Source organism: Vibrio sp. 10N.222.47.A9, from assembly GCF_963872585.1.
Lineage (GTDB): Bacteria > Pseudomonadota > Gammaproteobacteria > Enterobacterales > Vibrionaceae > Vibrio > Vibrio splendidus.
Genome location: NZ_CAWNBB010000055.1, coordinates 1 through 22,522 on the forward strand (window position 1 = coordinate 1; position 22,522 = coordinate 22,522).

Annotated in this window: 20 protein-coding genes and 1 pseudogene; 3 read left to right on the top strand and 18 right to left on the bottom strand. The window is 48.2% G+C overall.

Annotation, left to right across the window (positions count from 1 at the left end):
- Window positions 1-304: 304 nt before the first annotated feature.
- From AACT19_RS17790 to AACT19_RS17870, 17 genes are all read right to left on the bottom strand, one after another.
- Window positions 305-838: a hypothetical protein gene (locus AACT19_RS17790; protein ID WP_076647784.1), complete on the bottom strand. Its 534-nt coding sequence runs from the start codon at window positions 836-838 to the stop codon at window positions 305-307.
- A gap of 83 nt (window positions 839-921) precedes the next feature.
- Complete coding sequence (gene traG / locus AACT19_RS17795; RefSeq protein WP_076647787.1) at window positions 922-3,735, bottom strand: conjugal transfer mating-pair stabilization protein TraG; 2,814 nt, start codon at window positions 3,733-3,735, stop codon at window positions 922-924.
- Window positions 3,736-3,738: 3 nt separating this feature from the next.
- Window positions 3,739-5,145, bottom strand: a complete 1,407-nt coding sequence (locus AACT19_RS17800; protein WP_076647789.1) for a conjugal transfer protein TraH — start codon at window positions 5,143-5,145, stop codon at window positions 3,739-3,741.
- Window positions 5,142-5,555, bottom strand: a complete 414-nt coding sequence (trbB, locus tag AACT19_RS17805; RefSeq protein ID WP_016800100.1) for a type-F conjugative transfer system pilin assembly thiol-disulfide isomerase TrbB — start codon at window positions 5,553-5,555, stop codon at window positions 5,142-5,144. Before trbB ends, AACT19_RS17800 begins: the two co-directional genes overlap by 4 nt.
- Before the next feature lie 44 nt (window positions 5,556-5,599).
- Window positions 5,600-6,385 (bottom strand): type-F conjugative transfer system pilin assembly protein TraF, encoded by a 786-nt coding sequence (gene traF / locus AACT19_RS17810; protein ID WP_083717893.1) that lies wholly within the window; start codon window positions 6,383-6,385, stop codon window positions 5,600-5,602.
- A 23-nt stretch (window positions 6,386-6,408) separates the two neighbouring features.
- Window positions 6,409-8,136, bottom strand: coding sequence for a type-F conjugative transfer system mating-pair stabilization protein TraN (gene traN, locus AACT19_RS17815; RefSeq protein WP_076647791.1), 1,728 nt, complete (start codon window positions 8,134-8,136; stop codon window positions 6,409-6,411).
- Window positions 8,137-8,172: 36 nt separating this feature from the next.
- Entirely contained in the window at window positions 8,173-8,886 is a 714-nt protein-coding gene (trbC, locus tag AACT19_RS17820) for a type-F conjugative transfer system pilin assembly protein TrbC (protein ID WP_076647794.1), read from the bottom strand.
- Window positions 8,887-9,139: 253 nt separating this feature from the next.
- Window positions 9,140-10,150: a conjugal transfer pilus assembly protein TraU gene (traU, locus tag AACT19_RS17825; protein ID WP_016800096.1), complete on the bottom strand. Its 1,011-nt coding sequence runs from the start codon at window positions 10,148-10,150 to the stop codon at window positions 9,140-9,142.
- A 157-nt stretch (window positions 10,151-10,307) separates the two neighbouring features.
- Window positions 10,308-11,039: a type-F conjugative transfer system protein TraW gene (gene traW, locus AACT19_RS17830; protein ID WP_076647800.1), complete on the bottom strand. Its 732-nt coding sequence runs from the start codon at window positions 11,037-11,039 to the stop codon at window positions 10,308-10,310.
- A complete protein-coding gene (gene traC / locus AACT19_RS17835; protein ID WP_076647803.1) occupies window positions 10,990-13,539 on the bottom strand; it encodes a type IV secretion system protein TraC in 2,550 nt (849 codons plus the stop codon). Before traC ends, traW begins: the two co-directional genes overlap by 50 nt.
- Before the next feature lie 151 nt (window positions 13,540-13,690).
- Window positions 13,691-14,086, bottom strand: a complete 396-nt coding sequence (gene traV, locus AACT19_RS17840) for a type IV conjugative transfer system lipoprotein TraV (RefSeq protein WP_016800093.1) — start codon at window positions 14,084-14,086, stop codon at window positions 13,691-13,693.
- The gene (locus tag AACT19_RS17845) at window positions 14,083-15,627 is read right to left on the bottom strand and encodes a TrbI/VirB10 family protein (RefSeq protein ID WP_076647806.1); all 1,545 of its coding nucleotides are present in this window, start codon (window positions 15,625-15,627) and stop codon (window positions 14,083-14,085) included. The genes traV and AACT19_RS17845 overlap by 4 nt, the downstream gene beginning before the upstream one ends.
- Window positions 15,617-16,402 (bottom strand): type-F conjugative transfer system secretin TraK, encoded by a 786-nt coding sequence (traK, locus tag AACT19_RS17850; protein WP_083717894.1) that lies wholly within the window; start codon window positions 16,400-16,402, stop codon window positions 15,617-15,619. The genes AACT19_RS17845 and traK overlap by 11 nt, the downstream gene beginning before the upstream one ends.
- Complete coding sequence (traE, locus tag AACT19_RS17855) at window positions 16,389-16,964, bottom strand: type IV conjugative transfer system protein TraE (protein WP_057623490.1); 576 nt, start codon at window positions 16,962-16,964, stop codon at window positions 16,389-16,391. The genes traK and traE overlap by 14 nt, the downstream gene beginning before the upstream one ends.
- 14 nt (window positions 16,965-16,978) lie before the next feature.
- Entirely contained in the window at window positions 16,979-17,281 is a 303-nt protein-coding gene (gene traL, locus AACT19_RS17860; RefSeq protein WP_076647809.1) for a type IV conjugative transfer system protein TraL, read from the bottom strand.
- Window positions 17,282-17,290: 9 nt separating this feature from the next.
- Window positions 17,291-17,578: a type IV conjugative transfer system pilin TraA gene (traA, locus tag AACT19_RS17865; RefSeq protein WP_016800088.1), complete on the bottom strand. Its 288-nt coding sequence runs from the start codon at window positions 17,576-17,578 to the stop codon at window positions 17,291-17,293.
- Between the two features lie 298 nt (window positions 17,579-17,876).
- A complete protein-coding gene (locus AACT19_RS17870; RefSeq protein WP_076647812.1) occupies window positions 17,877-18,248 on the bottom strand; it encodes a hypothetical protein in 372 nt (123 codons plus the stop codon).
- 1,062 nt (window positions 18,249-19,310) lie between these two features.
- On the opposite strand from AACT19_RS17870, the gene AACT19_RS17875 reads away from it, so the two are divergent.
- The 3 genes and pseudogenes from AACT19_RS17875 (at window position 19,311) to AACT19_RS17885 (ending at window position 21,368) form a co-directional block, all read left to right on the top strand.
- Entirely contained in the window at window positions 19,311-20,018 is a 708-nt protein-coding gene (locus tag AACT19_RS17875) for a KilA-N domain-containing protein (protein WP_017101260.1), read from the top strand.
- Between the two features lie 130 nt (window positions 20,019-20,148).
- A pseudogene (locus AACT19_RS17880) lies at window positions 20,149-20,406 on the top strand (IMP dehydrogenase); the annotation flags it as partial.
- A gap of 248 nt (window positions 20,407-20,654) precedes the next feature.
- Window positions 20,655-21,368: a spondin domain-containing protein gene (locus AACT19_RS17885; RefSeq protein WP_019350644.1), complete on the top strand. Its 714-nt coding sequence runs from the start codon at window positions 20,655-20,657 to the stop codon at window positions 21,366-21,368.
- Window positions 21,369-21,670: 302 nt separating this feature from the next.
- Here AACT19_RS17885 and AACT19_RS17890 read toward each other — a convergent pair whose 3' ends face one another.
- On the bottom strand, window positions 21,671-22,150 hold the full coding sequence (locus AACT19_RS17890) for a porin (RefSeq protein ID WP_017094086.1): 480 nt from the start codon (window positions 22,148-22,150) through the stop codon (window positions 21,671-21,673).
- Window positions 22,151-22,522: the final 372 nt, after the last annotated feature.

The following is a 22,522-nucleotide window of genomic DNA, read 5'->3' on the forward strand; positions in this document are numbered from 1 at the left end:
GCTCTAACGAACTTTGGGGCAGAAATGAGCTAGAGCTACTACTCTAATGATTCATTAGAACGAATAGCAGCGTACCGATGCGATCGCTGCCATTTTAAGAGGATACTTTATTGCTTGCTACTCATGGAAACAGGAACGTAATACTTTCTTGGGCTATATAAGGGGTTAAAGGAACGTTTTTGTGCCCAAGCAGCGGCCAATGAATACCTAGTCTAGAATAAAGACATTTAACCCGTTCCTACTCTCTCGTACTGGCCTTATACCTGAAATTACATTCACTCTCGATGGATATCCTATGCCGAGACTAATATTTCCAGCCGTTAAATTGTAACGATTTAGGGATAGGGCTGTAGCAAGGGTATTCGGTTTGTAAGCCGTAGTTAATAATCATTGAAATATCAACGCCGAAGGACCCTGCATAGTTTGCTCGTCTGAACTTCTGCGGATCGTTTTTGGCGGTTTTCTCAAGTACCATCCAGATCATATCTTCAAGGAACTCAGGGTGGCGCCTTGGATCGAGCGCCATTGTATCGCGCATACAGAACCAACTGCCACCCCCTAGTCGTTTTTGATTATAGGCATTGTCAAAATACGCAGTATGCAAACCTTGTAGGTAGGCGTTTAAGCGTATGGACTCCACGGTGTCCGTTTCATCTATGTGCTGCAAGAAGTAAGGCAGTTTGGTGATGTCTGCCATATCTTTCTTATCTATGTTCATCAGCGTGGGACTATTGTACTGCTCGTGTATCTCGCTCAGCAGTTGAGTGAGCTCAGGAGAGTGGGGTTGAGCTTGCACGCTCGCACAGGTAAGCAGTAGCAATGGTAAGACTGTTTTCATGGTCATTCTCCCTTTAGATACCTGATCATAATACCAGTATTTAGGCGGTGCATAAAGTTCTTTTTTATGCACCTAGTTAAGTATTATTCTTTCGAGTTTTGTGTGTATCTTGGCACCGCAGGATAGGCTTGGTCGGAGGTGACGTATTCCGTCCTTTCGGGTCTAGTGATCTCCTTTTCTACCTGCGACTTGACGGTCATTTCAATCATCGGCTCAGGTTTGATGATGGGTTTCTGCGCTTCCTCTTGTTGAAGTTTTACATCATCGGTAACCCCATCAAAGCGCGCTTGATTAAAGAGTCCGCCCGTTCCCTTGGTATGCAGCATCTCGGTGCGGGTGTGTGCCACGGTATCGACGGTACTAGCCCATCCTTTCTCCATCGTGTTGTTTTGCTCGGGTGTCAGTTCTGGTTGTTGGGTTGGGGTGGTGGTTTCATGCGCTTTCTCCATTGTTGCCACAATCTTCGCCGTGTCACCATCGAGTCCCGCCATGGTGGCGAACGCTTCAGTGCGAGTAAATTTTTGCCAGCGTTCTTTCGCCTCAGCAATATCTTCCGGTTGGTAAGCGGTCATTAGACGTTGAACGTCTGGTTGGTTTAATCCTATGTCTTTTTCCAAGTAATTCTGGAAGCCTTGAATAGAATTGGCCGTAAAGCTGGCACTGCCAGAGTCTAGGCGCGTTTGAGTATTCGAGAGGGCGTTCAAGTCCGATTGGCTTTGCAATGCACTTGCACCAAGAGACTTGGTGTTGCTGGCGTTAATCGCAAAATCATGCGCAAACTGCTCAACCGACGTTCGGGTGTCTTTATTGTCCACCTGCGTGCCGGCACTGGTCACGGCATTGGCCCCTTCGGTGTATTGCTGCGTGGCTTGCTCAAGCTGCTGCTTTTGCTCGGCATTCATATTGCTGTAAGCCGTACGTTCATCATCAGACCATTTCACGCCGCCACTGGCGCCCAAATTGAATGGCGATGCCCCTTTACCGGTGCCTACGCCGCCCTCGAAGCCGCCATAGACACTTTGCAGGTAAGCTTTTGATTGGTCTTTCGTCCAACCCGTTTGTTGAATCACGCTGTCAACCGCCGTTTGCATGTCATTCATACCTTGGCTGACTTGAGTATTAAAGCCACTGGTGCTGCCTTCACTGTAAGCCAGGTTTTTACCCACACTATCATGCCAGCGGTCGCTCAGCGCCGCGCCTCCTTGGAGGGTTTGAGCCAGTTGGGTGCTAGTTTGAGCAAGGTTTTGCTGCGTTTGATTGCGGGCATTCGCCACACTCTCTTGCAGCATGCTTTGCGTATTGGCGCTGATGTTGCCGCGACTGGTGGTTTGTGAGCTGTCGTAGGTGGTGCGCCCATCTCCGTGTTGTGTGGTCACCGAGCCGTCTGGGTTTTGGGTGTAGCTGTGACCTTGGTTGGCGAGGGTATTGGTATCAAACTTATTGGCATGGGTGTTGTTCATGCTGTGGTTGTCAATCTGCATACTGCCAAAATCCAGATTACCCGTGGACGCTGCCGCGCTCGCTCTGGCATTGGTCGAGTTAATCATGCTCGAGAGCTGGTAGTTCATGCTCGACATGACTTCTTGACCGCCTTTTAAAATGCCTTTGGCTATCATAGGGACGCCTATCATCAATATACCCGTGATCCAGGCGAAGCGGCTGTGAAGCTCATCCGCGGCGTTCGCGTTGGAGAGGACGAGCCCTCCGAACTTACCCGAGACATCCGTAGACAGAGATTCCAATCCCCAAAGCTGAAAGCCGTTGATGATGGCAAACAAGGCTGGCCAGGTGGCCAAAAAGGCAAACGTCCCAAAATAGTTTTTTAACACCATCATGGTCAAGCCAGGAATGACCGCGGCACCTGCAACAAAGAAGCCTAGGCACGCGAACAACATAAACATCATCGTATGGAGCATCGGCAAGTATTCTCTTGCCATCAAACCTAATGACGCCCACATTGAGGTGGTTTGCAGTTTATTGGTGGTATAAGCGTAATTGAGCGCAGCTTGCGTTGGGTCAAGGCTATCAAGGTTGTAGCGTAGCTCGTTCATCAGCATGTTTTGTTTGATGGTGCTGGACGCGCTGGTACTCATTCTAAAAAATTTGTCGTAGCTGCGGGTGAGTGACTGCACCACTTGCGGCTTATAACGGTCCGCGTCTTTGCCAAGCAATTGATGCGCTAACAAGCTCATGTTTTTATTGGCGGCATCATCAAAGCGCTGCTTGATGATAGGGTAAGCTTCTTCACATCGCTTGTAGGTGCTTCGGCCGCCGCCTTCATCAAGATAAAGGGCGCGCAACGGGCTTTGCCTAACGCCGTCTAAAAAGGCAAAAATATCAGGGGCGGTAAAGAGTTCATCCCAGGTGTATTTCCCATTGATTCTCACATCCCCAATCATGCAGTTATGAAAGTAGTCTCGCCAGAGTTTTTGCAGCGCCAGCTCATTAATCCTGGATTGTCTTGAGAGCTGATACAGCTCAGAGCCAAACAACATCCCAGTACGACCATAACGCTCATCGTCGGAGGTGGTGAAAATGCCTTCCACACCTTCGGCCATCCCCACCATGATAGAAGAGAAAAAGTAAGTAGGCACGGCCACGAGGTAAGGGACATTATCCACCTTGTAAGCCTTACCCGGTTGCGTCTTATCAATGATGAGCATGTCGGCTTTCATGTTGATAAGAAACAGGGGTACGGCAAAGAACACCACCATCCATTTGATGAGGTCTTTGGGGTTACGTGACAGCATGAAGATAAACAAACTGGTGATAAGCCCCAGCATCATGCACATCTGTAAGTAATCCCCAAAGGTATTGGTTCTAAAAAAAGTGGCCAGCGCATTAAAGGCTTTGTTGACCACTTCGCCGGAAGTGTAAGTGTAATATTCGAGTATCATAGGTCAGTTCCCATAAGCCGGGGTAGGTTTGGTGGTCGTGCTGATTTCTTTTGTGCTTTGCTGCGTGGTCTTTCTTTGCGAGTCAATCAGTTGATTGCGGTTGTTGAGCGCCTCAATGGCGTTCTCAGCCAGCCCCGCGGTAAAGCGTTTGGCGTTATCGATATCACGAGTGATGAGGGCGATGTCATCCTGGCTGTTGTTGGTGTTGGCCAAGGATTGGCGGGCAACATTTAACATGCTCACGAGGTACTGATTAAGCAGCTCCACCGCTATCATTCGCGAGTAGTTGCTGGTATCGGGGGTTTGATTGGCGGATAAGTCGTCAATAAAGAACTTGAGTACCGGCGTTTGAATCAGCTCCAGAAAACCCTCTTGTTGACGCGTGAGTCTTTGGTCGGTGGCTATCTTTTGCAGTATCGATTCCAGTTGTTTGCGTATCTGGTTTTGTATGCCGTTAGTTTGACTTATGGATAAGTTATTGCGCTTGGTAATGGTAATGCACGCATCTGGGTCTGTTTTGCGACACTGATAAACGTCAGCCTTGCCCCCTTCGAGCAGCACGTTGACGAGGTTGTTGTTGTCGGTCAAAAGGCTAGGGTAATAACGCGGATTGCCGTCTTTGTCGTACACGTAAGAGCCTGACAAACTCATCATGAATTGCGCTAGATTTTTGTCGGAGGACAAAAAAGCGTTATTCATGATCGCAGACCAGACCACGTTGTGATTGGTTTGGGTCATGTCTTTCAGGGCTGGATCCTTTTTGGCGTCCTTTAGCTGACCCGCTGCTTTGCCTCCTGCGCCACATTCCTGCTGCCCTTGAACCCAATCTGAGAAGGCGTTGTTTTGTGTACCAAGCGTCGCGCAGACATGCTTTTTGGTAGCAGGAGCGGCAAAGGCGGCCAGTCTACCGATGGACGCTTGCGCGGCTTCACAAGAGTTCACCGATTGATTGAGATATTTGTCGAGCCTGGCTTGGAGATTATCCAGATTTTGCTTGAGCTGCGGTGCCCAGGTTTGCAGGGCTAAGTTGACAATAAAAGGAGGGGCATTATGAATAATGGCTTTGCCCAGTTTCACCAGTTGGTCTGAGCTGATGTGTGAAAATCCCCCCATAAACATATCAATGCCAGTGCACCCGGTACTGATGGAGGGGACAGTGACGCTGACCAACTGTGCATCGACAATTTGATTACGCACAAACAAACTGCCACCGGTGTAGTAGTTGGCCGATTGCCCTTGGTAAGCCGTCGGGGTTGAGACGTTGGCGTTGTACCCTGAGTTATCAAAAAAGCGGGCCAGCGAGTGGTTGGTGTCGGCGTGACTTACGCCTGATAAGCTGATGAGAAATAAAGGAATAACTCGCTTATTCACCGCAACGGTGGACAAGTGGTGGAAAAGTGAGCGCTTCATTGGAGAGCCTCCTGCACTCGCGGATCGTTAAGGGCGTTCTGAATGCTTTGGGCAAGCGTGCTTTCTGGTACGTCTCCAATGCTCAGACGTGAGAACTTACGGCTGTTCACGTTCATTAAGAAGGTCGCAGGCATGACCGTTTTTCCCTGGCCTGGGAAAAAGGTCTTGCCTATCTCTGGTGTGACAGGGATAGGGACCTCAAACCCTGGAAGGCCCGGCCCATCAACAGAGAAGGCGTAAACCGGCAATTGAAATCGCTCGCCAAGACGAGTGATTTTAGGGGCGGTCTTATGGCAGTACGGGCAGGTGCTTTCAAAAAAGAACACTAGGGCATATTGGTTTTGCATGGCAGCGTGTGCGCTGGCGGCATGAATCAAAAAAGCAAGCACAAGGGTACGAAGAAATGGCATAGCGCCTCCTTACGTTTGGGTGGTTTTACATGGATTGAGTGGCTTTAAAAATCCGATTGCTCAAAGTGGGTGGCGACGTTGTAAAAGCGCCCAATTAAATCATTTTGGCTTATCCAGCCGTACGCCAGTGGCTTCATCTCTCCAGTGCTTGGATGCACCAAAATCAAGGCGGGCGTAAAAGGCACCGTGACTTTTCCCTGGTTGTGGCGGTTTTCTTTGAGGTGAGTGATGAAGGTTTCATCATTACTGATCCCAAGGAGCTCAAAATGGTATTGGTCAGCAAACGCTTGAATGGACGGGGCGAGTTGCTGGCTTAGCGCATCTTTTCCTTCATAAACAAAGAAAAAGCCCCATCCGTCTTGTTTCATCTTTTCAACCGCGTCGGTCTTCTTCTTATCCTCCAGTGCTAAATACACCTGTCTTGCCGCTTGCTCTGTCGGATGGTCTTTGGTGTAAGAGAACTCAGGTCTTTCGAGCAGCAGCGCTTTAAAGGTCATGCCTAATTGGTCGGTTTGGTCCGTGATAAAATGATTTAACGCTAAAAACTTCGCGAGCTTGTCTTTATCTTTGGGATGAATGGCCGCGTCGTTTTGCGCTTCAATATGCACAGAGTGAAACCAGGCCATCTGTTCGGTCGCCGATAACGTTTTAGGGCTTGATACGGTGGTTTGAGTGTTGCTTGGTAGCGGCTTAGGTTTGGGCGTTACGGGCATTGCCTTTGGCTCGTTGTACCAGCGCCACCCAGGAGGGGTTTCTTGAGCAAGAGCTGGATGGAGGTGAGTCAGCAGCGCTAGGGTAATGACGCAAAGCAGAGGTTTTTTCATCATCATAGACCTTGATTCCGTGGAGGCGGTTATCCGCCCGTGGCACTTTGAAGTCGTTTCTTGATTTCATCAAAGTTGGGGAGGTTGGTGTTGGCACGCATTTCCGGGTAGAACTCTTTAAAATCAATGTATTCAAAATTGATTTGACCCAGTTCTTCGGGCGTAATGGCGGCGCAGGTGGGATTTTTAGCACTGCCTAACCGTTTACCCAGTTGCTGAAGAGACCCTTGCTCTTGGATGATTTTGGCCAGCTTGTTGTCGTAAACGCAGTAACTGCGCTTTTTACGGGTGCAGACACCCAGCACTTTCTTGGCGCAGTATTGCCCCACGTACAGGGTTAAGCCTTTCTCTTTGGCTTCCCCCAGCGCTTCTTCCGCTTCGCTGCATTTCGCTCCCAATCCTTGCCCCCATCCTGAGTCTTTACAACAATCGTTGAAGCCCGCGAGTTTCTTACTGCACTTCATCGGCTTTCCCGTGAATATTTTGGGTGGGTCGCCGATGTCTTTCACGGCTTCGGCAAGCCCTGCCAGTGCCGCAACGGACTTATCAAAATTGTTATTCAATTTGGGCGCCTCCTCGTAACACTCCCCGTCAAGACAGAAGGAGTGCTCCCCACATTGCAGATCAGTGGCTCGGCATGTCTTCTCAGCACAACGCTTTGTGACCTCTTGCTCGATGCACACCCCATTTTGCTTAAGGCTGCAATGTTGAGTTTGAGTCGTACAGTCTTTCGGGAGGTTTGCGCAGGTATTAGGGCGGTCACAATGATGGTCTATCCGATATTTCCAACAATTGAGCGTGGTGGGAATGCCATTAATGGTGCGGGTGGCTCGACCTTCAATACATTGCTGGCGAGTGATCTTGCACGAGTTCATCAGGCGGCATTGTGTTCGCCAGGTCATGGTGTTTTTGATGCAGTTCCCTCCGGATAAGGAGAATCCGTTTGAGCAGCTCAAGGTGGCTTTTTTCGTTTGTGTGGTGGGTCGACAAATCTCGTAGCGTTTATGCCAGTATGCGCTCCATTGCCAGTTTAAGTTGATGGTATATTTTAAATCGCCAAGCGTGTAGCCTTGGTTGGGAGAGACTATCTTTCCATCCCAAAAATACGTGGTTTCTGATCCCGAAAAACCTCTTCTAGTCCCTGATTGCCTCACGTAATTGTCATTATTGTATCGGCATTGTGGGAGGGGGTGTTGGCAATCCCTCCCTTGTTGTGTCCAACCGGATGGACAGCGGTAGCTCACCTCACCGGTGCTCACGGAGGCAAAGGGGACTTTTGTACAAGGCACATTGTTATTCGTTGGACGATGACACTGTTTAGGAATGTGTTCGATAAGGCACTGGGAGCCGCTATCACAATCCACATAGGCATTTGAGAGGCCGTGAGTGATTTCATACGCATTCTCTTGGCCAAGTAAGGCAAAGCGCATCGCTGGGTCGCTTTTAACATCGGGGCGCCCTTTATTAAAATGGGTGTTGATGTCTTGAGCCAATCCATTGGTCACAAACTCTGTCCCTTTTTGTGCATTGATATCACTGTCTGACAGTCTTGACTCTTTTGGACTGCGGATCTCTTTTCGACACGTGGCGTCTTTGCAATAGTCATCGACATTGAGTGGAAGCGCATGAGGCGTGAGAGCTTGGTTTGCCGTTTGCTTCGCCCAATTGACGCTCTCGGTAAAGGTGTGTTGTTCGCTGGCAAGAGCGAGAGTAGATAAAAAACTGAGCGTGAGCGCAGCCCAGAGGTCAATGCGCATAAGGAGCACCTCATCAAAAGTTGGGGTGAGAGAGGGTTATTGGGCATAGAGCGTGCGCAACAGTGGGTGGATGTTTTGCTGCGCATCCCCGGCCGCGAGGTAATCCAGAGCTTGGTAAAGTGAAATGTTGCCGTAAAGGATGTCGTAGTCACTGGCTTTGCAAGGCTGCTTAGGTAAGCAACGGTTTTGTTTGACCGAAACAAAGGCCGGTACGCGATGAATATCAAATTGCTTAAACCAATCAGGGCTGATGGAAAAGCCGCTTTGAATGGGCGCCTTATTGGGGGAGCGTATCAAGGCCTCGATCCGCTTGGCAGTGGCCGGAAAACCTTCAGGTAAGACACCGCGTATCACCAGTGGCACGCCTAAGTGCTCACTTTGCATCAGAAGCTGTTTGAGCGCGGTCTTGGGCATGGTGAGTGAAACAAACACCATTACCCCTTTTGGGGCTTGGTCAGGGTGGCGCGTGGGCTTTTGTCGCCCCAATAAGGGGGACAGGCTCTCCTCTTTTATCAAATCTTGAACCTTGCGGCTGAGAGTCAGCGCTTCTTCTCGATAAGCCTGGGCTTTATTTTGTATGTCGTCCGTAGGCCACGTCTTCGCCGCCTCCGGTTGTTGAGTCATTTTTTGCTCAAGCTTGGCAAAAGCTTTGAGCTCTTGCTCAGTGTAAGCCTGGGTGGGTAACGCAATAAAAAAACACAGAAAAACAAGAGAGCGTCCAAAGGCGCTCTCAAAAGATGGAATGGTCATAGTAACCTCTTCTTTATGGCCGCTGAAAGGGTGGGTAGAGGGTGTGAGCGTTTTGGAAGCTGATTGACAGCACCTTACGAGCCTTGAGATCGCGACAAAACGAGAAGCAAAACTGCGAGAGCGGGAAACAGCAGTAAATGTGCTTGTTGTTGGCGAGCTCTGTTTTTAAAAAATCGGTAAGGGAGTCAGGGTGACTGGCAATAAATAGGTCCGTTTCATTTTTGTGGGGAAGAATGGGCATCATCGCGTCACCTTATAAAAAGACACAGTTGCGCTTTCGCCATTGTACAAAACCAAAGTTATCCCCTGTCACCGGGTTGTCATGGCCGGCTTCCCAGAGTGTGGTTGTCGTGGTGTACGGGTGACACCAGGCGGCATCGGGAATAGGTCCCGACATTTGATACCGATAACGAGATTTTGGCAAAATAGGATCGGGATATTGATAACAAATCGCGCCATCTTCGCCGCGCGTCTCCCAGATGATCCCTTGCCGGTGCAGTTTGTAGTTCAGCTTTTCCATCAAGAGTGTCGCCGCCTGGATGGGCGTGTCTCGATAGTTGGTGGTGCCGGTGAGCGGATAGGCACTGCCCTGTGAGCCTAAACACCAAAATAAAGCATCAATAGGTAAGGCAGCGTTAGTGGAGGTCAACAGGGCTTCGGGCACGCAAGCAAGCTGCGCAACCAAGTTACCAAACAGTAACGCTTCGGGATTGAGAATGAGGGATAACTCATCGTCGTCCCAAAGTGGGTCAATTTCCGTCATGTAGGCCACATCAAAAACGTCCGTGGCCATGCAGGCGGTGGATTGCATCAGTTGCAGCCAATAAATGACGGGGTACTTATACCAATGGGCGTGATAAAAGCCTCCGTCACTGCTGTCACTCTCACGGGCGGTCACGCGCCCACCGATACGCTGAGTGTTAGCGCCGGACATTTGCACGCCCATGTTCACCATACAGTAAGGGACGCGCGTGATATCGGTTAAGGCATAAGGCTCCCAATAGCCAATGTTGATGCCTATTTGCACAAAGATAGGCGGTGGTTTAGGGCAATAAGAGATAGGCAGTGTGGGATTGGGCGTATCGGGGTACTTAGAGGGCATGACGGTGGCTGAGCCTATCGTCATCGGAAACAAGCAATCCCAACAAATATCGGTCATGGGGTTAATAAAACGGCTTTTACACGCCGCACTGGCTGCTAGGGTTGATGGGGCAATAAAAACCAATAGGCAGCACAACAGTAAACGAAAGTGTCGTTGTGTCATGGGGTGTCCTTTTTCCACGCCGAGCGTGGTACTCCTTTTGTCTCGACAAGAGGCTTCGCCCCATTATCGCCGCCAAAAGCGAGCTTGGTTAAGAGAAAAAAGCGTCATACTGGAAGCATGATCAAGGGAGGTGCGCACTTCCAATGCGATGTCATTGTTATTGCTCTATCGCCAAGGGGTGCAAACCCGATACGTTCACCTCATCGATGCGCCAGCGCGTGCCTTCTTGGTAGGCAATCGCTGGGACGTGAGTAATGTTAAGCGATTGGGTTAAGTGGCCTTGCTGCGCAAAATACATTCTTGCGTCCAATAAGGTCGCCATTTTATTCGGGCTGCCTCCTGTCAGTACCCACTTGATTGGCTTGGCGTTTTGATACTCGCTAGCGAACCTTCGTTGCTGCGCGTCTCTGGCATCAAAAAAGACCAGCACCTTACTTAACTCAAATCGTGGTAGAACGTTTTGACCGTCGACCTTTGGCCAAGTGCGGGGTTCAAAGGGGTTCACTCTGGTGCCCGCTTTGGCAATCACGGCTCCTGTAGTGGGGGCGATAATGTCTTTAGGGAGGGTGATGCTTGGGTCAACGTAAAAGGTGCGGGGGTTGATCGTGGTGGTTAAGCCTGCAACGGGCGGTGGGTTTTCAATGCTTTGCTTGGCACGCTCCGTGAACTCGTTTTGCATGTCCGCTAATTGACCACTGGCCTCAAACCCTTTCAGTCTTTGGTCAATCCACTCCAGCATGTCAATCTCACCGATGGGGAAGATAGGGGCCACTTGGCCCAAGTTCTTTCCAGCGGCATTTGTCGTTGCCAGTCCAGCGACCAAAAGAAAAAGGGGGGATTTAAGCGCTCGCCCCAATGGCTTGATTAAAGGCGTCAATGTCTTTGCCATAAAAGTGCCTGGAGGTTTGCTCAATGGCGCGCTCCAGTGAGTGGCCTTGTTTATAAAGATTTTCACAATACTCAAACTCCTTAGGCTCGGTTGAGAACATGGCGCGTTTCACCGGAGAGGCGAAAAAGCGGTGATAGGTGACATGGCCACCCGCTTTGATGCGCGCACTGCTGTATCCCGCTTCGGCAGACGGAGCGAAACTTTTAATGAGGCGCTGCTCAAACGGTGAGAAGGCATCCGGGTTTTGGATCAGATACTCATCAAACCCTTCCCCTTGACGAAGAATGATGTGGATATCGGAGTTGTTGTAGCAGGCTTTTGCTTCCTCGTTGCTAAAGAAGTCTTCAATCCCTTGAGTCACTGTACAAAAAGCGCCGCCGAACTTACGGGCGGTGCGATAACCGGTGTTGATGAACTCCCTCGCTTGCTCGTTTGTCCCAGAGAGGAGGCTCCAGGCTTCTTCAATGATGCACAGCTTTGGGGTAGAGCGAGAGCCAGCCAGGTACATCTGCTGGTTAATCGACACCATCAACGCAAAAATCACGGGTCTGAGCACAGCAGGCGGAAACCCATCCAGCTCCAGCGTGGTGATTTCCACACTGGGGTCGAGCATGGAGGGCTTGTTGAACACATCTTTGTACATGCCGTCGGTGCAGAACTTTTTCAGTTGCACCGCAATGTCTTTGATGCGTCGGTCGCTTTCTTCTCCAGCAATCTCAATCAAGGCGTCTCTGACATCATCCACCAAGGCTTGATTACCTTTACGCTCCCATGCCGTCACTATCGCATCGCCTAAGACGCTTTGTTGAAACGCCGTCAGTGGGACGTAGGGTGACGCGATGGTGGCAAACAACGCCGTAATATTATCGAGCGCTTCCATCATGGGGTCGACCGGTCTACCGTCATCATCCACAAACTCAAACTCAGCACTTTGCATGGCGCCTAAATGCGTGAAGGGATTTAAGAAGATGTTGGCGTGCGTCATGTACGTCCCCCCAAGGCTGAGCGTCAATTTTTTATAGCTGGCCCCTTTATCGAGGATCCACACTTTACCGCCCATGGCGTAAACCGTTTCGGCAATCTCTTGAACCAGAAAGCTTTTCCCTGCGCCTGAGCCGCCAGTCAGTGCGATATTTTGGTTATCACTGCCACAGGTGAAAGGGTTAAAGAAAGAAATTTGCTGGCGCATCGTGGGCAGCAATACGCCGCCTTTTAACTGACAAAAATCCATGATGAGAGGGAAGAGGTTCACCAGATTAGAGCTTTTTAACGTGCGAACTCGGCCGGCTTTTTTACAATCGCCCCACAACCCTTCGCTCATCATAAAAGGCAACGTTGAAAGCAGCGCTTGCGGCTGATTCATTTTCAGGGGAATGATATCAAGGCCAGCATGGCTGAATGACTCCTTCGCCGCTTGGGTGTCTTTTTTCTGGTGGGTCTTATCGGTAAACAGGGAGACCGTGAGGACCATAGACGCAATGGTAAACTCTTTAGACAACAGACCTTTTTGTAGGGCTTTTCGCTCTTTGAGCTCATCTTCCGCCGTTGGAGCCAGCAGCGCCATTTGGCTGTTCACCGTCTTGGTTAAGTCTTTTATCTTATTATCGTTATCCGCATTTTGCTTACCGGTTGGCTCATTACGAAAGCTCAACGTGACGCGGTGAGGGCAAGTGATATTACGAGAAACGTTGCGAAGAGAAGAAAAGGCCTCAGGTAAGGCGTACAAGCGATAATCCCCAGGCAGACGAGAAAGTCCCAAATTGACCAGCCGTGTACGCACCTCCTCCCCTTGGTCATTGGTATGACGGGTGGCGATATGACCACGATGCGTTAACGCTTCGGTATCGGGAGAGAGGGCTTGCAGGTTCAAAGGCTCTAACGGGTTGTAGCCTTTTTCCTTTGGCCGGTCTTGGCGTTTATCAAAGTTTAAGATATCACTCACATCGGTCAGCAACATCTCAGGCGTGACGGGCAGTAAATCAAAACCAAGCTGCGCCAGTCCTGTCTCTAGAGTCATTCGCGCATCAAGCAGCTCTTGTGGGTCTTTTTCCGTGGTGGAGACAAAAAAGAACGCGTCGTAATCGCGCAAATCAAAGCGATTGTTTTTTTGTCGGTGTAAAAAACCGTGCTGCGCGGCGTAGTGGGCGTAAATGGCGTCATCGTTAGCCAGCTTCTGGCAGATACCGCCTCGCTGACTGAGTAGAGCTTGGTTTCCTTCGAGATAGTGCGCCACTCGGTTGTGACCAAACAGCTGCACTTGATAGTCCCATTTATCCCCTGCAGGCAAATCCCCCATGAGGTGGCTTAACGACTGAATTAAATCGTCGTTAGCGCCCCCAAGGACACTGATTTTAAAGCCAAAACCGCGAGAGTGGGTATTGTCGAACACCCGCTCAATGGGATCGTAGTCTCGATACGGCAGTTCATGGTGAAGGTGGTTCTGGGCTTGCTTGGCCTCTTGAAATAAGGCGGATAAGCCACTGCGTGAGGAGGAAAACATGGGGGACCCCTTTTTCTATTTTAATGTTAGGGGGCGTGACACAATCTTGGACCGCTTGATGGATTCCCCCCCTCATTGAGAGAAGGCTGAGACTGAATGTCGCGCGCCCATGATAAAAATGATGTTTAAGCTTCGTTTCTTTTTTTCCTAATCAATCTTTCCAAATCGCGCGCGCAGGGCGCCCAGACCAACGGCTATCGTCTAAGACAAAGTAAACATCCATCGTATCGATGTAGTGATTGTCTTTGTCGATGAAAGGGAAGACGGTGAGTTTTTTAACGTCTTCTTGGCTTCGCTCTGGCTCCCCCTCTCGATTGCGCCTTGGCAGTAAGGTAAAGGCGGAAGGTGGGGCGAGACGCGCTTGAGAAGAGACCGTGGCGTTACCACTGCCTCCGGTATAACCGTATACGTTGTCTCGAACTTCGTTCATGGTGACGCAACCTGAAACGCCGCCGACCTGATCGCAACTGTATTCGCTCTCAAAGCCCGCGCTACAACCGGTCAGACCTAAGAGTATCGATAGTGAAAACAAAGCGTGCCTATTCATGGTGATTCCTCACGCCCAAAGCCCACGCGGCTTAACCCTTGTTGGGTGATTTTTTGCGCTAATGGGTTGATGGGGGCGGTTTGAGTGGTTGGTGGAAAAGAGGAGGCGTTGGTGATGACATCCAAGAGCTGATTGCTGTTGGAGACTTGCTCACGCTGCTCATTCATGCGCGTTTCGTATTCATCGGCCAGCAATGGATCTAATGGAAAGCCTTCCAAAAAGACAATATTGACGATGGCACCAGGATTGACTTCCACTATCGGATGATAGAGTTCGGCCAGTTTGATGTAGTAGTCCGCCAATTTGCTGCCAACGCTCTCCGTGGCGCCGCCAAGCAGATTCAAGCCAATTTTATCGCTGTTGATGCTTTGACTTGGGCCGAGCGCCGTCGGTGTCGTGGTTTGTGCCAGCGCTTTACCTGCATCCCCTACGCCTTGCAAGATCCCCGCAATGCCGGCCATTTGAACGATCTTACCGTTTTTCAAAATGGTGGTACCGCGAATACCATTGCGACCAAAGTTAAACACGGTCGCATTGACGGGGATATCGAGAATATCGCCATTGGGTTGTATGCAGCTCATTCTACTGGTGCGAGCGACGCCGCGGCTGGATGAGATCTCACCGTAGACGGCGCCGGTGATCGTGCAATCCTTCAATTTAGAGGCCTGACCGTTGGGTAAGACCCCCTGATTGACTGTCTGAAAGACAATCGGTGAGGTATCCCCTTGTCCAGAGACGCCCCCATTAGCATCAGCGCCGCCGGTAATTACGGCGGTCACAAAGGTGCCGGTTGGCACGTAGTTATCGGTCGTGCGACGGGATTGTTTCTCCTCGACACTGGCTTGCCAGTGAAATTCAAAGCTATCAAAGGCATCACCACTAAAGGCCACATCATCTTGCTCTTGGTACTGGAACTCATTCACCTTGGCGTTATCCATGTTGCTATTAATGGCCGGTCTTGGGGGCAGTTTGTATTGGCCAAAGGTGTCTCCCTGGTTGGTCTCGATGCCGTGTTGAGTCGAAGGATCGCCTGCCTTGAGGGTTGAGGCTAATTGCGTCTCGAGCTGCGCCTTGAGCGCGTCAACTTCATCGAGCTTTTGTTGCATCTGCTGCTCAAGCTCTGTCAGTTGCGATTTTGTATCGCGCTCATTGGCCTTTTTAATGTTCTCTAACTCAGAGGTTAAGCTTTGTCCAAAGCGACTTAATGTGCCTTCAAACCGCGCTAAGCTTTGTTCTATTTGGTTGATTTTGTCTTGTTGAAACGTCAGGGCGGACTGGTTGTCTTTGTCGGTAAAATCATCGGTGACGACAGCGCCAAATCCGACATCTTGAATGCCCTTGCTTGGCGCTTGGGGAGACAGTGTTAACCGCCAAACAACAAAAGCCAGGGCGGTCAATATCAGCAATACCGTGAGCGTAATGGTGCGATTGCGCTTTCTTGTCACGGCATTGATCGTGCCGCCGTCTTCAAAGTCCCCGTCGGTGTCTTTGAAGACGCGTTTCTTAAAACGGCCCAAGGCGTCTTTTTGTTTATCGAGCATGGGTGGCGCCTCCTCCAGTAATGAGATAGAGCGTGGTAGTTTGCTCAGGTTTTAATTGATAGGCATCGAGCGCGGCTGAGCGTGCGGAATAGCTGTAGAACTGCGCGGTGGTCAGCGCCATGTCACTGCGGCTTTGATTTTTGAGCTGATAAACCACCCCAGAATAATGACGGCCCACGAAGACCGTTTGAGGGATGATGGCCAGTGACGCTTCATCTTTGGGTAAGGTTTTGGGGTCAACGTCGTGACGTTTAAAACCAGCAATGGGAGCGCCATCATGGACAAAACGTATCATGGCTTTGGTGAGCGCTGTCATGGCGGCGGGATAATCCGCCGCCTGCTCAATCGGGCTTTGCTGCTCTTTGTAATTTTGCGACCAAACAAACTCCGTGACCAAAGATGGTGTAGCTTTGGGGGTAATAAACAGCGCAAACAATCGCCCTTTCTCTGTCGTCAGGTGCGCGGTAAACGGTAAGGGAAGGTTAATTCTTAAGGTGATGGAGCCGGAAGCGTCTTTTTGGTTGCCCGTTGAGGTGCAAAACCCTTTCGGGCAGACGATCGAAATAATACGGTCATTGTTGACCAGTAAACGGTTCACGTTAATGGAAGAGAGTGACAAGGGGATCGTGTCGCCTTCGTCAAACTCATAGCTCACCATGGCGGCATTTTCAGCCAGGGCAAAAGAGGGGATGAAAAAGACCACCCAAAGCGCGATGGATAAAAAATAAGGGTGCCATTGCTGCGATGGGGTGAATGATTGCTCATAAAGATTCATCGGTGTTGACCTCGACTTCTTCAATGGAGAGTAAACCTATGACGCCTTGGTCATAGCTAAAGTTGACTTGATACCACTTCATCTCCGGATCTAGTGCGCGTTGGCCTACGTGCTTTTGGAGTTTCCCGTAGAGTTGTACTTGGAGAGTGTCGAGAGAAATTCGGACCGACTCGACAGAAAATTGGCTGCTGATGTTATCTTTTTTAACCACCGTGGCTTCTCGAAGCAGCTTAGGTTGAACGTTGTACCAGCTTGTCTCGTCTAAATATTCAAGTAACTGACCAAACTGACGTCCAACGCTTGCCGGCGTGATGTTGAGTTTCAGGTAGAGAAGATAATCCGCCATTTGCTCAAGATAAGGTTCATCGACCGCGCCATCCGAAACCGTAAAGGCTTGAGAGAGGGTGGGCGGGACTAGGGTTCGGCTTTGATGGGTAAGGGCTTGATAACTGGTGTAACCCAACACCAGGTTAGTGATAAGCATAACAAGAAAGCCTGCACTCAAAAAAAGATTGAGGAGGCTTTTGACGGCCAGCTTATCCCGTTTAACAAACGGATCCATGATGAAGGGTCTCCTTAGAAAATCCAGTAACGACGACAGGCTGAGGGGGTACGCTTAAAGAGGGTGGGATGGACAAAGGAAGCCCCCCACCAATAAAATGACAGGGTAACGATGTTGTCACCGTATTGCGCTTTGATGTAACGTAATCCCCCAAACCAAGCCAGCGAGAACGTCAGCCCTATCATTTCGTGTTTAAGCCAGAATGAGAGGCCAAAAATGCAGAGGGCAGGCACGAGTTCATCAACTGGGAACCCGAGCCAGCGACGACCTTTGTTCATGTGTTTTGGAATAGAAAAAAACTGATGAGGGTCTTCCATTGTGACTCCTTAGCCTAAGCCGACGAGTGGTGCTCCAACATTCCACAAGACTGAGCCGCCAATGAACCCGCCAACGGCCGCAAACCAGTTACGGCTCATCAGTCCAGTGACGACCGCCCCCGCAAGCCCAGTCCCCAGCATCGCGGTTTCAACCGCAGAGCCTTTGCCCGCCGAGTCTTTCATGGCTTGTTTACCTGACGCGAAGATATCGGCAGCCAGAGCGGGCTGAGTGATAAGAAGTGTCGAGACAGCAACGCCAAGCCCGACAAGGAGGGTGCGCTGGGTGCGTTTTTTCATAATAAGTATCCTTATTGAGTGATAAAATTATCATGTGCGTGGTCATGATGGAGGAAAAGGGAGTGCTCCCTACCACCTCCTTGCCTGATAGGCAGGGAGGAATGCTTATGTTGTCCTAGGTAGACCGTGTAGTGGTCTAATGATCTTGGACACCGGGCGACGTGCCAATGAAAGGGAGCGTGGGGAGAGAGGTTAAAATCAACATAGGCACGCATCATAAAGAAAACAGACAAGATTTCGCGTACTTTAAACCACGATTACGGCTCACATGTTACAGTTGAGCCCCATTTCTTCCTGATTACATTAAAGGCAACAAGGAAGCGTTTACAGACTTCAAACCGCGATTGCGACTGACGTGTTGTTTCCAATTTTGAGGGGTCATAAGGGTGTTTTTGAGTTTACGATAATGTTTTTTGCGAGCATTCTTTGATGGTGGAGGCGTGAGATGACGGACTGATTGGGTTTGTTTTTGAACCGAAACGAAATGAACGCCCTTCCAATAGAAAGGAAAGGGGAGGCGGTCAGTAAAAGGCAACAAAGCAGCAAATGCCATGTATTCACGCCCGACCGAGCCCAGTTCTTTGAAGCTGACAAAATCCCCTTGTTCAACAAAGCGGTCTAATAAACTCACCGCCTCATCTTCACGACAATATCCGTATACAATTTGCATTATTTAAACTCCTTTTAAGGACATTGTTTTGCTCTTTTAAAAGAACAAAACAATGGGCTCTCTCTCAAGAGCCGTGCTACAAACTGGCTTGTGCATTCTTGTAGTAGAATACGCACATCCAAAGGATGTGGTGTCTGGTATTCCCAAGTAACTCTGTTTAACCAATCAACCAGCGTGCTTAATTGAATAGAAAAACAGCCTTGGACGTCGCCCCAGATAAGGCTCCTGAACTTTTTAGGCATATTACGCAGGCCTGCGCCCATCTGCGGCGCTTTTTGCAATAGTGAAGGCAGCCACTCTTACGGTGATGCGGGTGTTGGTATGCAGATGGAATAAAAAGCCGACGAATGTGTTTTTCGACTTTGATTTCAAAGACTGCGATATCAACGTGGTCAGTATGAATCAACATCAATGGGGAAGACAATGTTTGAAAACACCGGAAACGCACAATGGACTTGGTTTTCGACACTCTTCTTTATTCAAATCACTCTCGTTTGAGACTATCCAAGAAGTAAGACCAAACAGATTTACGTGAGTGGTAATAAGCTGACATTACGCTTTATTGTTCCGTCGATCTTAACATCTCTATGAACAGTGGAAATCTTTTAGGGTTGTCATTATTAGATATCGATTCCCATGAGGTTTTTACTTCAGTGAAGCTTGGAATTATTTTTGTTTCGAGCCTGTCTACGTTCATGGGTGAGGCAAGCGGATTGTAAGAACCGCGCTCTATACAATATGCAACGTTATTAAACGTTTGACACCGATCTCCCACATCGTTAACCTGTAACGACACTGGCAAAATCCAGTGTCGGGTTTAGGACCCCGCTTTTGTATAGGGCACATTAGTGTCAGCTTCTGCTGGCCTTTTTTATGTGCGGCTTCGGCACACCTGAACATAGTCGTTTTACTTAAAAAACGTACTATCAGCATTATGGTGGGCTGGGCGAGGCAGCTTCGGCTGGCCGTTCCTATGCGCGGTAGTCCTAACCTTGTTCAGTTCACCACCCGAAGTTTAGGACCTTCTTGTGGTGATTTAATTAAGTCGCATAGGGGGCCATCATGCCTAATCTAACTATCGTTAATAAAGACATCCGCACACTCGATAATTTGTATTCGCTAAACGATCTGCACAAAGCGAGTGGTGGATACAATCGACATCGTCCAAGTCTTTTTATCAAGAATCAGCAAACTCACGAACTGGTTAATGAAATTGAGCAAAGCAGTAATTCCTGCTTTGCTATAAACACCAAACGTGGAGGGTTGAATGCAGGCACTTGGGTATGCAAAGAACTTGTTTACTCTTATGCGATGTGGATTAGCCCAAAGTTCCACCTAAATGTCATTCGTGCGTTCGACAGTATGCCCACCGCTCCAGCACTTCCAACTTCAACCGTTCCGCAAGACCTCTCCTTAAACGACTTAATTTTTGAGTTGGCGAAGGTGAAAAACGTAACAAGCCAAAAAGTTCATGTGCACTACAATTCCGTCTTCAACACCAATACTTGGTTCCAAGAGCATGGATTCGAACATGCGCTGGCAAAAAGAATACTTAAACAAGACTTGGTAAATGAGCTGCGCAGTCAAACTCCTGAACTACAATTGCTCAAGCAGCAAGCTAGAGAGAATGGTTTAGCATTAGTGGATGAAAGTGAATACCAAAGCTTCCAAGGCCGAATGCAAATGCAGCAAAAGCAAATCGAGAAGTTGGTAGATGATGTGATGGCGTTAAGCCGAAATCATAATTCGTTGATGAACAGGGTTATGTAAAAGTGGCGGCAAAAATGGCGGCATTCATTGTAAAACAGTGTTGTTTATGGAGATAAAACGTCAATTATCACTGTTTTTATATACATTTAATTTTAATTAACCTATTGATTTATAATGTGTTGTGTTCGTTTTTTCTAAGTTCTATGGAATGTCGTCTCAGTCGGCTATGGACAAGCACTCAGGTGGTGTTGCTAAGTACCGTGCTGCGGAAGGTAAAACTGTTTTACTTCCATACCGTGGTTCAGTTCATTACACGATTTCTGACATCCTTGGTGGTGTACGTTCAACTTGTACATACGTAGGCGCAGCAAAGCTTAAAGAGCTAACTAAGCGTACGACTTTCATCCGTGTACAAGAGCAAGAGAACAACGTATTCGGTAAAGAGTAATCTGAACGAGTTCGAATAGTTTGAAAATCAAGAGCCGCTTTTTTGCGGCTCTTTTTGTTTAAGCGGTGAACCAATTTATTTAGAACCATATTTGAGATCTGAATCATCACCAATTCATTGATACTTAAGGGTTACAGCGACTTTTTTGGGTAATATTGTTTTTTTATTTGTATTGTGAATGTTTGTTGAAATTTTAATCACTGTTCTTAGGTCTATATTAATTGTATCTAAGGAATAGGAACTAACTTATGAAATGCAATCAACTAAACTGGAGAGTCGCTCTCTTATTGGCATCAAGTATTATAATTACTGCTTGCGGTGGTGGCTCAAGTGATTCTACGAATTCTTCTATTCCTGAAAGTGCAGTATCGTATAAAGTCACATTTTCGAGCAATTGGACTTCGACTAGCTTCCCGACAAATTACCCTTCAAACTCCCACTTCTCACCACTTATAGGAATGACACATAATACATCAGCAAGCTTGTTTCAAAGAGGTAGTCAATCTAGCCCTGGTGTTGAAGAAGTAGCTGAGACTGGCAGCACTAATGTCATCAAATCAGAAATTGGGGATATTCAAAATTTAGGTAACAGCCAATCCTTAATTGAAGGAGGTGGACTTCCTAATGGACAGAGTCAATTAGAATTAACATTCGATATCGATGAAGATTTCCCTTTAGTTAGCATAATTACTATGGTTGCTCCCAGTCCGGATTGGTTTGTCGGTGTTGATAGCTTGAACCTTTACCAAAATGGAACGTGGGTAGATCAAGTTCAAGTAGACCTTAAGGTTTATGACTCGGGGACTGATAGTGGAGTTACTTTTGGGTCTGCTAATTCAGATAGTTCCCCGAAAATGAATATAGAGCTTCTTACATCCAATATTTCTGATACCGATTTTGTTGATGGAATTCATCGAACTACGGGGGCGTATATCGGTACATTTACCTTTAAGCGTCAGTGATGGTTCCTTTTTCGTGTAACTTTTTTGTTTGACGAGAGATGTATATTTTGTCCATGTACGATTGGTATAAAGATCAAAGAGCCGATTTCATCGGCTCTTTTTGTTTGAGGCTTAGCTGTCACTTAGGAGAGTACTGAATCCCTAGCATCTTCTACTTCTCACAATTCGAAGGAAACAGTGCTCGTTTCGCTTCTTCATCACGTTCAGTTTTAAATTCAACGCAAAAAGCCTCTGATGGTATGTCAGAGGCTTGATGGTGTTCATTGTGTAAGGAAGGCTAGGGAGCCTTAATGTTTACCCTATTAGAAGCGGAATTCAGCGCTTAGTGCGTAGCTGTTGTCTACGATTTTTGCTTCGTACATTGTGTATTCCAGTGCAACACGAACAGGACCTAGAGTAACACCCGTACCCACACCGTAGTAAATGTCATCTGTATCACCTAGGTTACTTTGGAAGTGACCGATACCTAGACGACCGTATACGTCAAAAATCGTAATAGGTAGTGTTAGTTTTGTACTTGCTAACCATGCGTCTGAATAAATGTGTTCGAAATCTTTGTGTGTATCAACAAAATCCGCGTATCCAGCTTCAACCGATAGTAGGTCGTTAATCTGGTAGCCTAAGTAAAGGCTGTAGCCGCTATTCTCATCACTGAAATCTGTATTGTCGCTTTCAGCTTGGTACTCAGAATATAGGTAGCTAGCACCAATATATGGGTCAGCGCTTGCTTGAGTTACGAAGAAGATAGCAGCGATAGGAAGAATAAATTTGTTCAGTTTCATGGTTTAAAGCTCTTAATATAAAGGTTAACTAATGTTCCCTAATCCGTCAGCGGGTGATGTGTCTACATCAATTCTTATGTCCTTATTGCAAGTGACTACAGGGAACGTTATGCCTTTCTCTCGTTTGCATGTCGCCCCTCACTTGCGGTGTGGAGCTATCATGCAGATTTTGTGATTCGCTGACATAACGTAAAGCTCACCAGTTCATAAAGTTTCATAACTTCAATATCAAGAAAATATAAAGTTAATCATTACAGTCATTTAGGCTCTATTTTTATTGACAAAATTTTGGGATAACTCGTATTAATTTTTGCTTGTTCTAAGTTATTCAGAATAACCGCCGTGAATTTTATGGAAATGCTTCTGAATGAT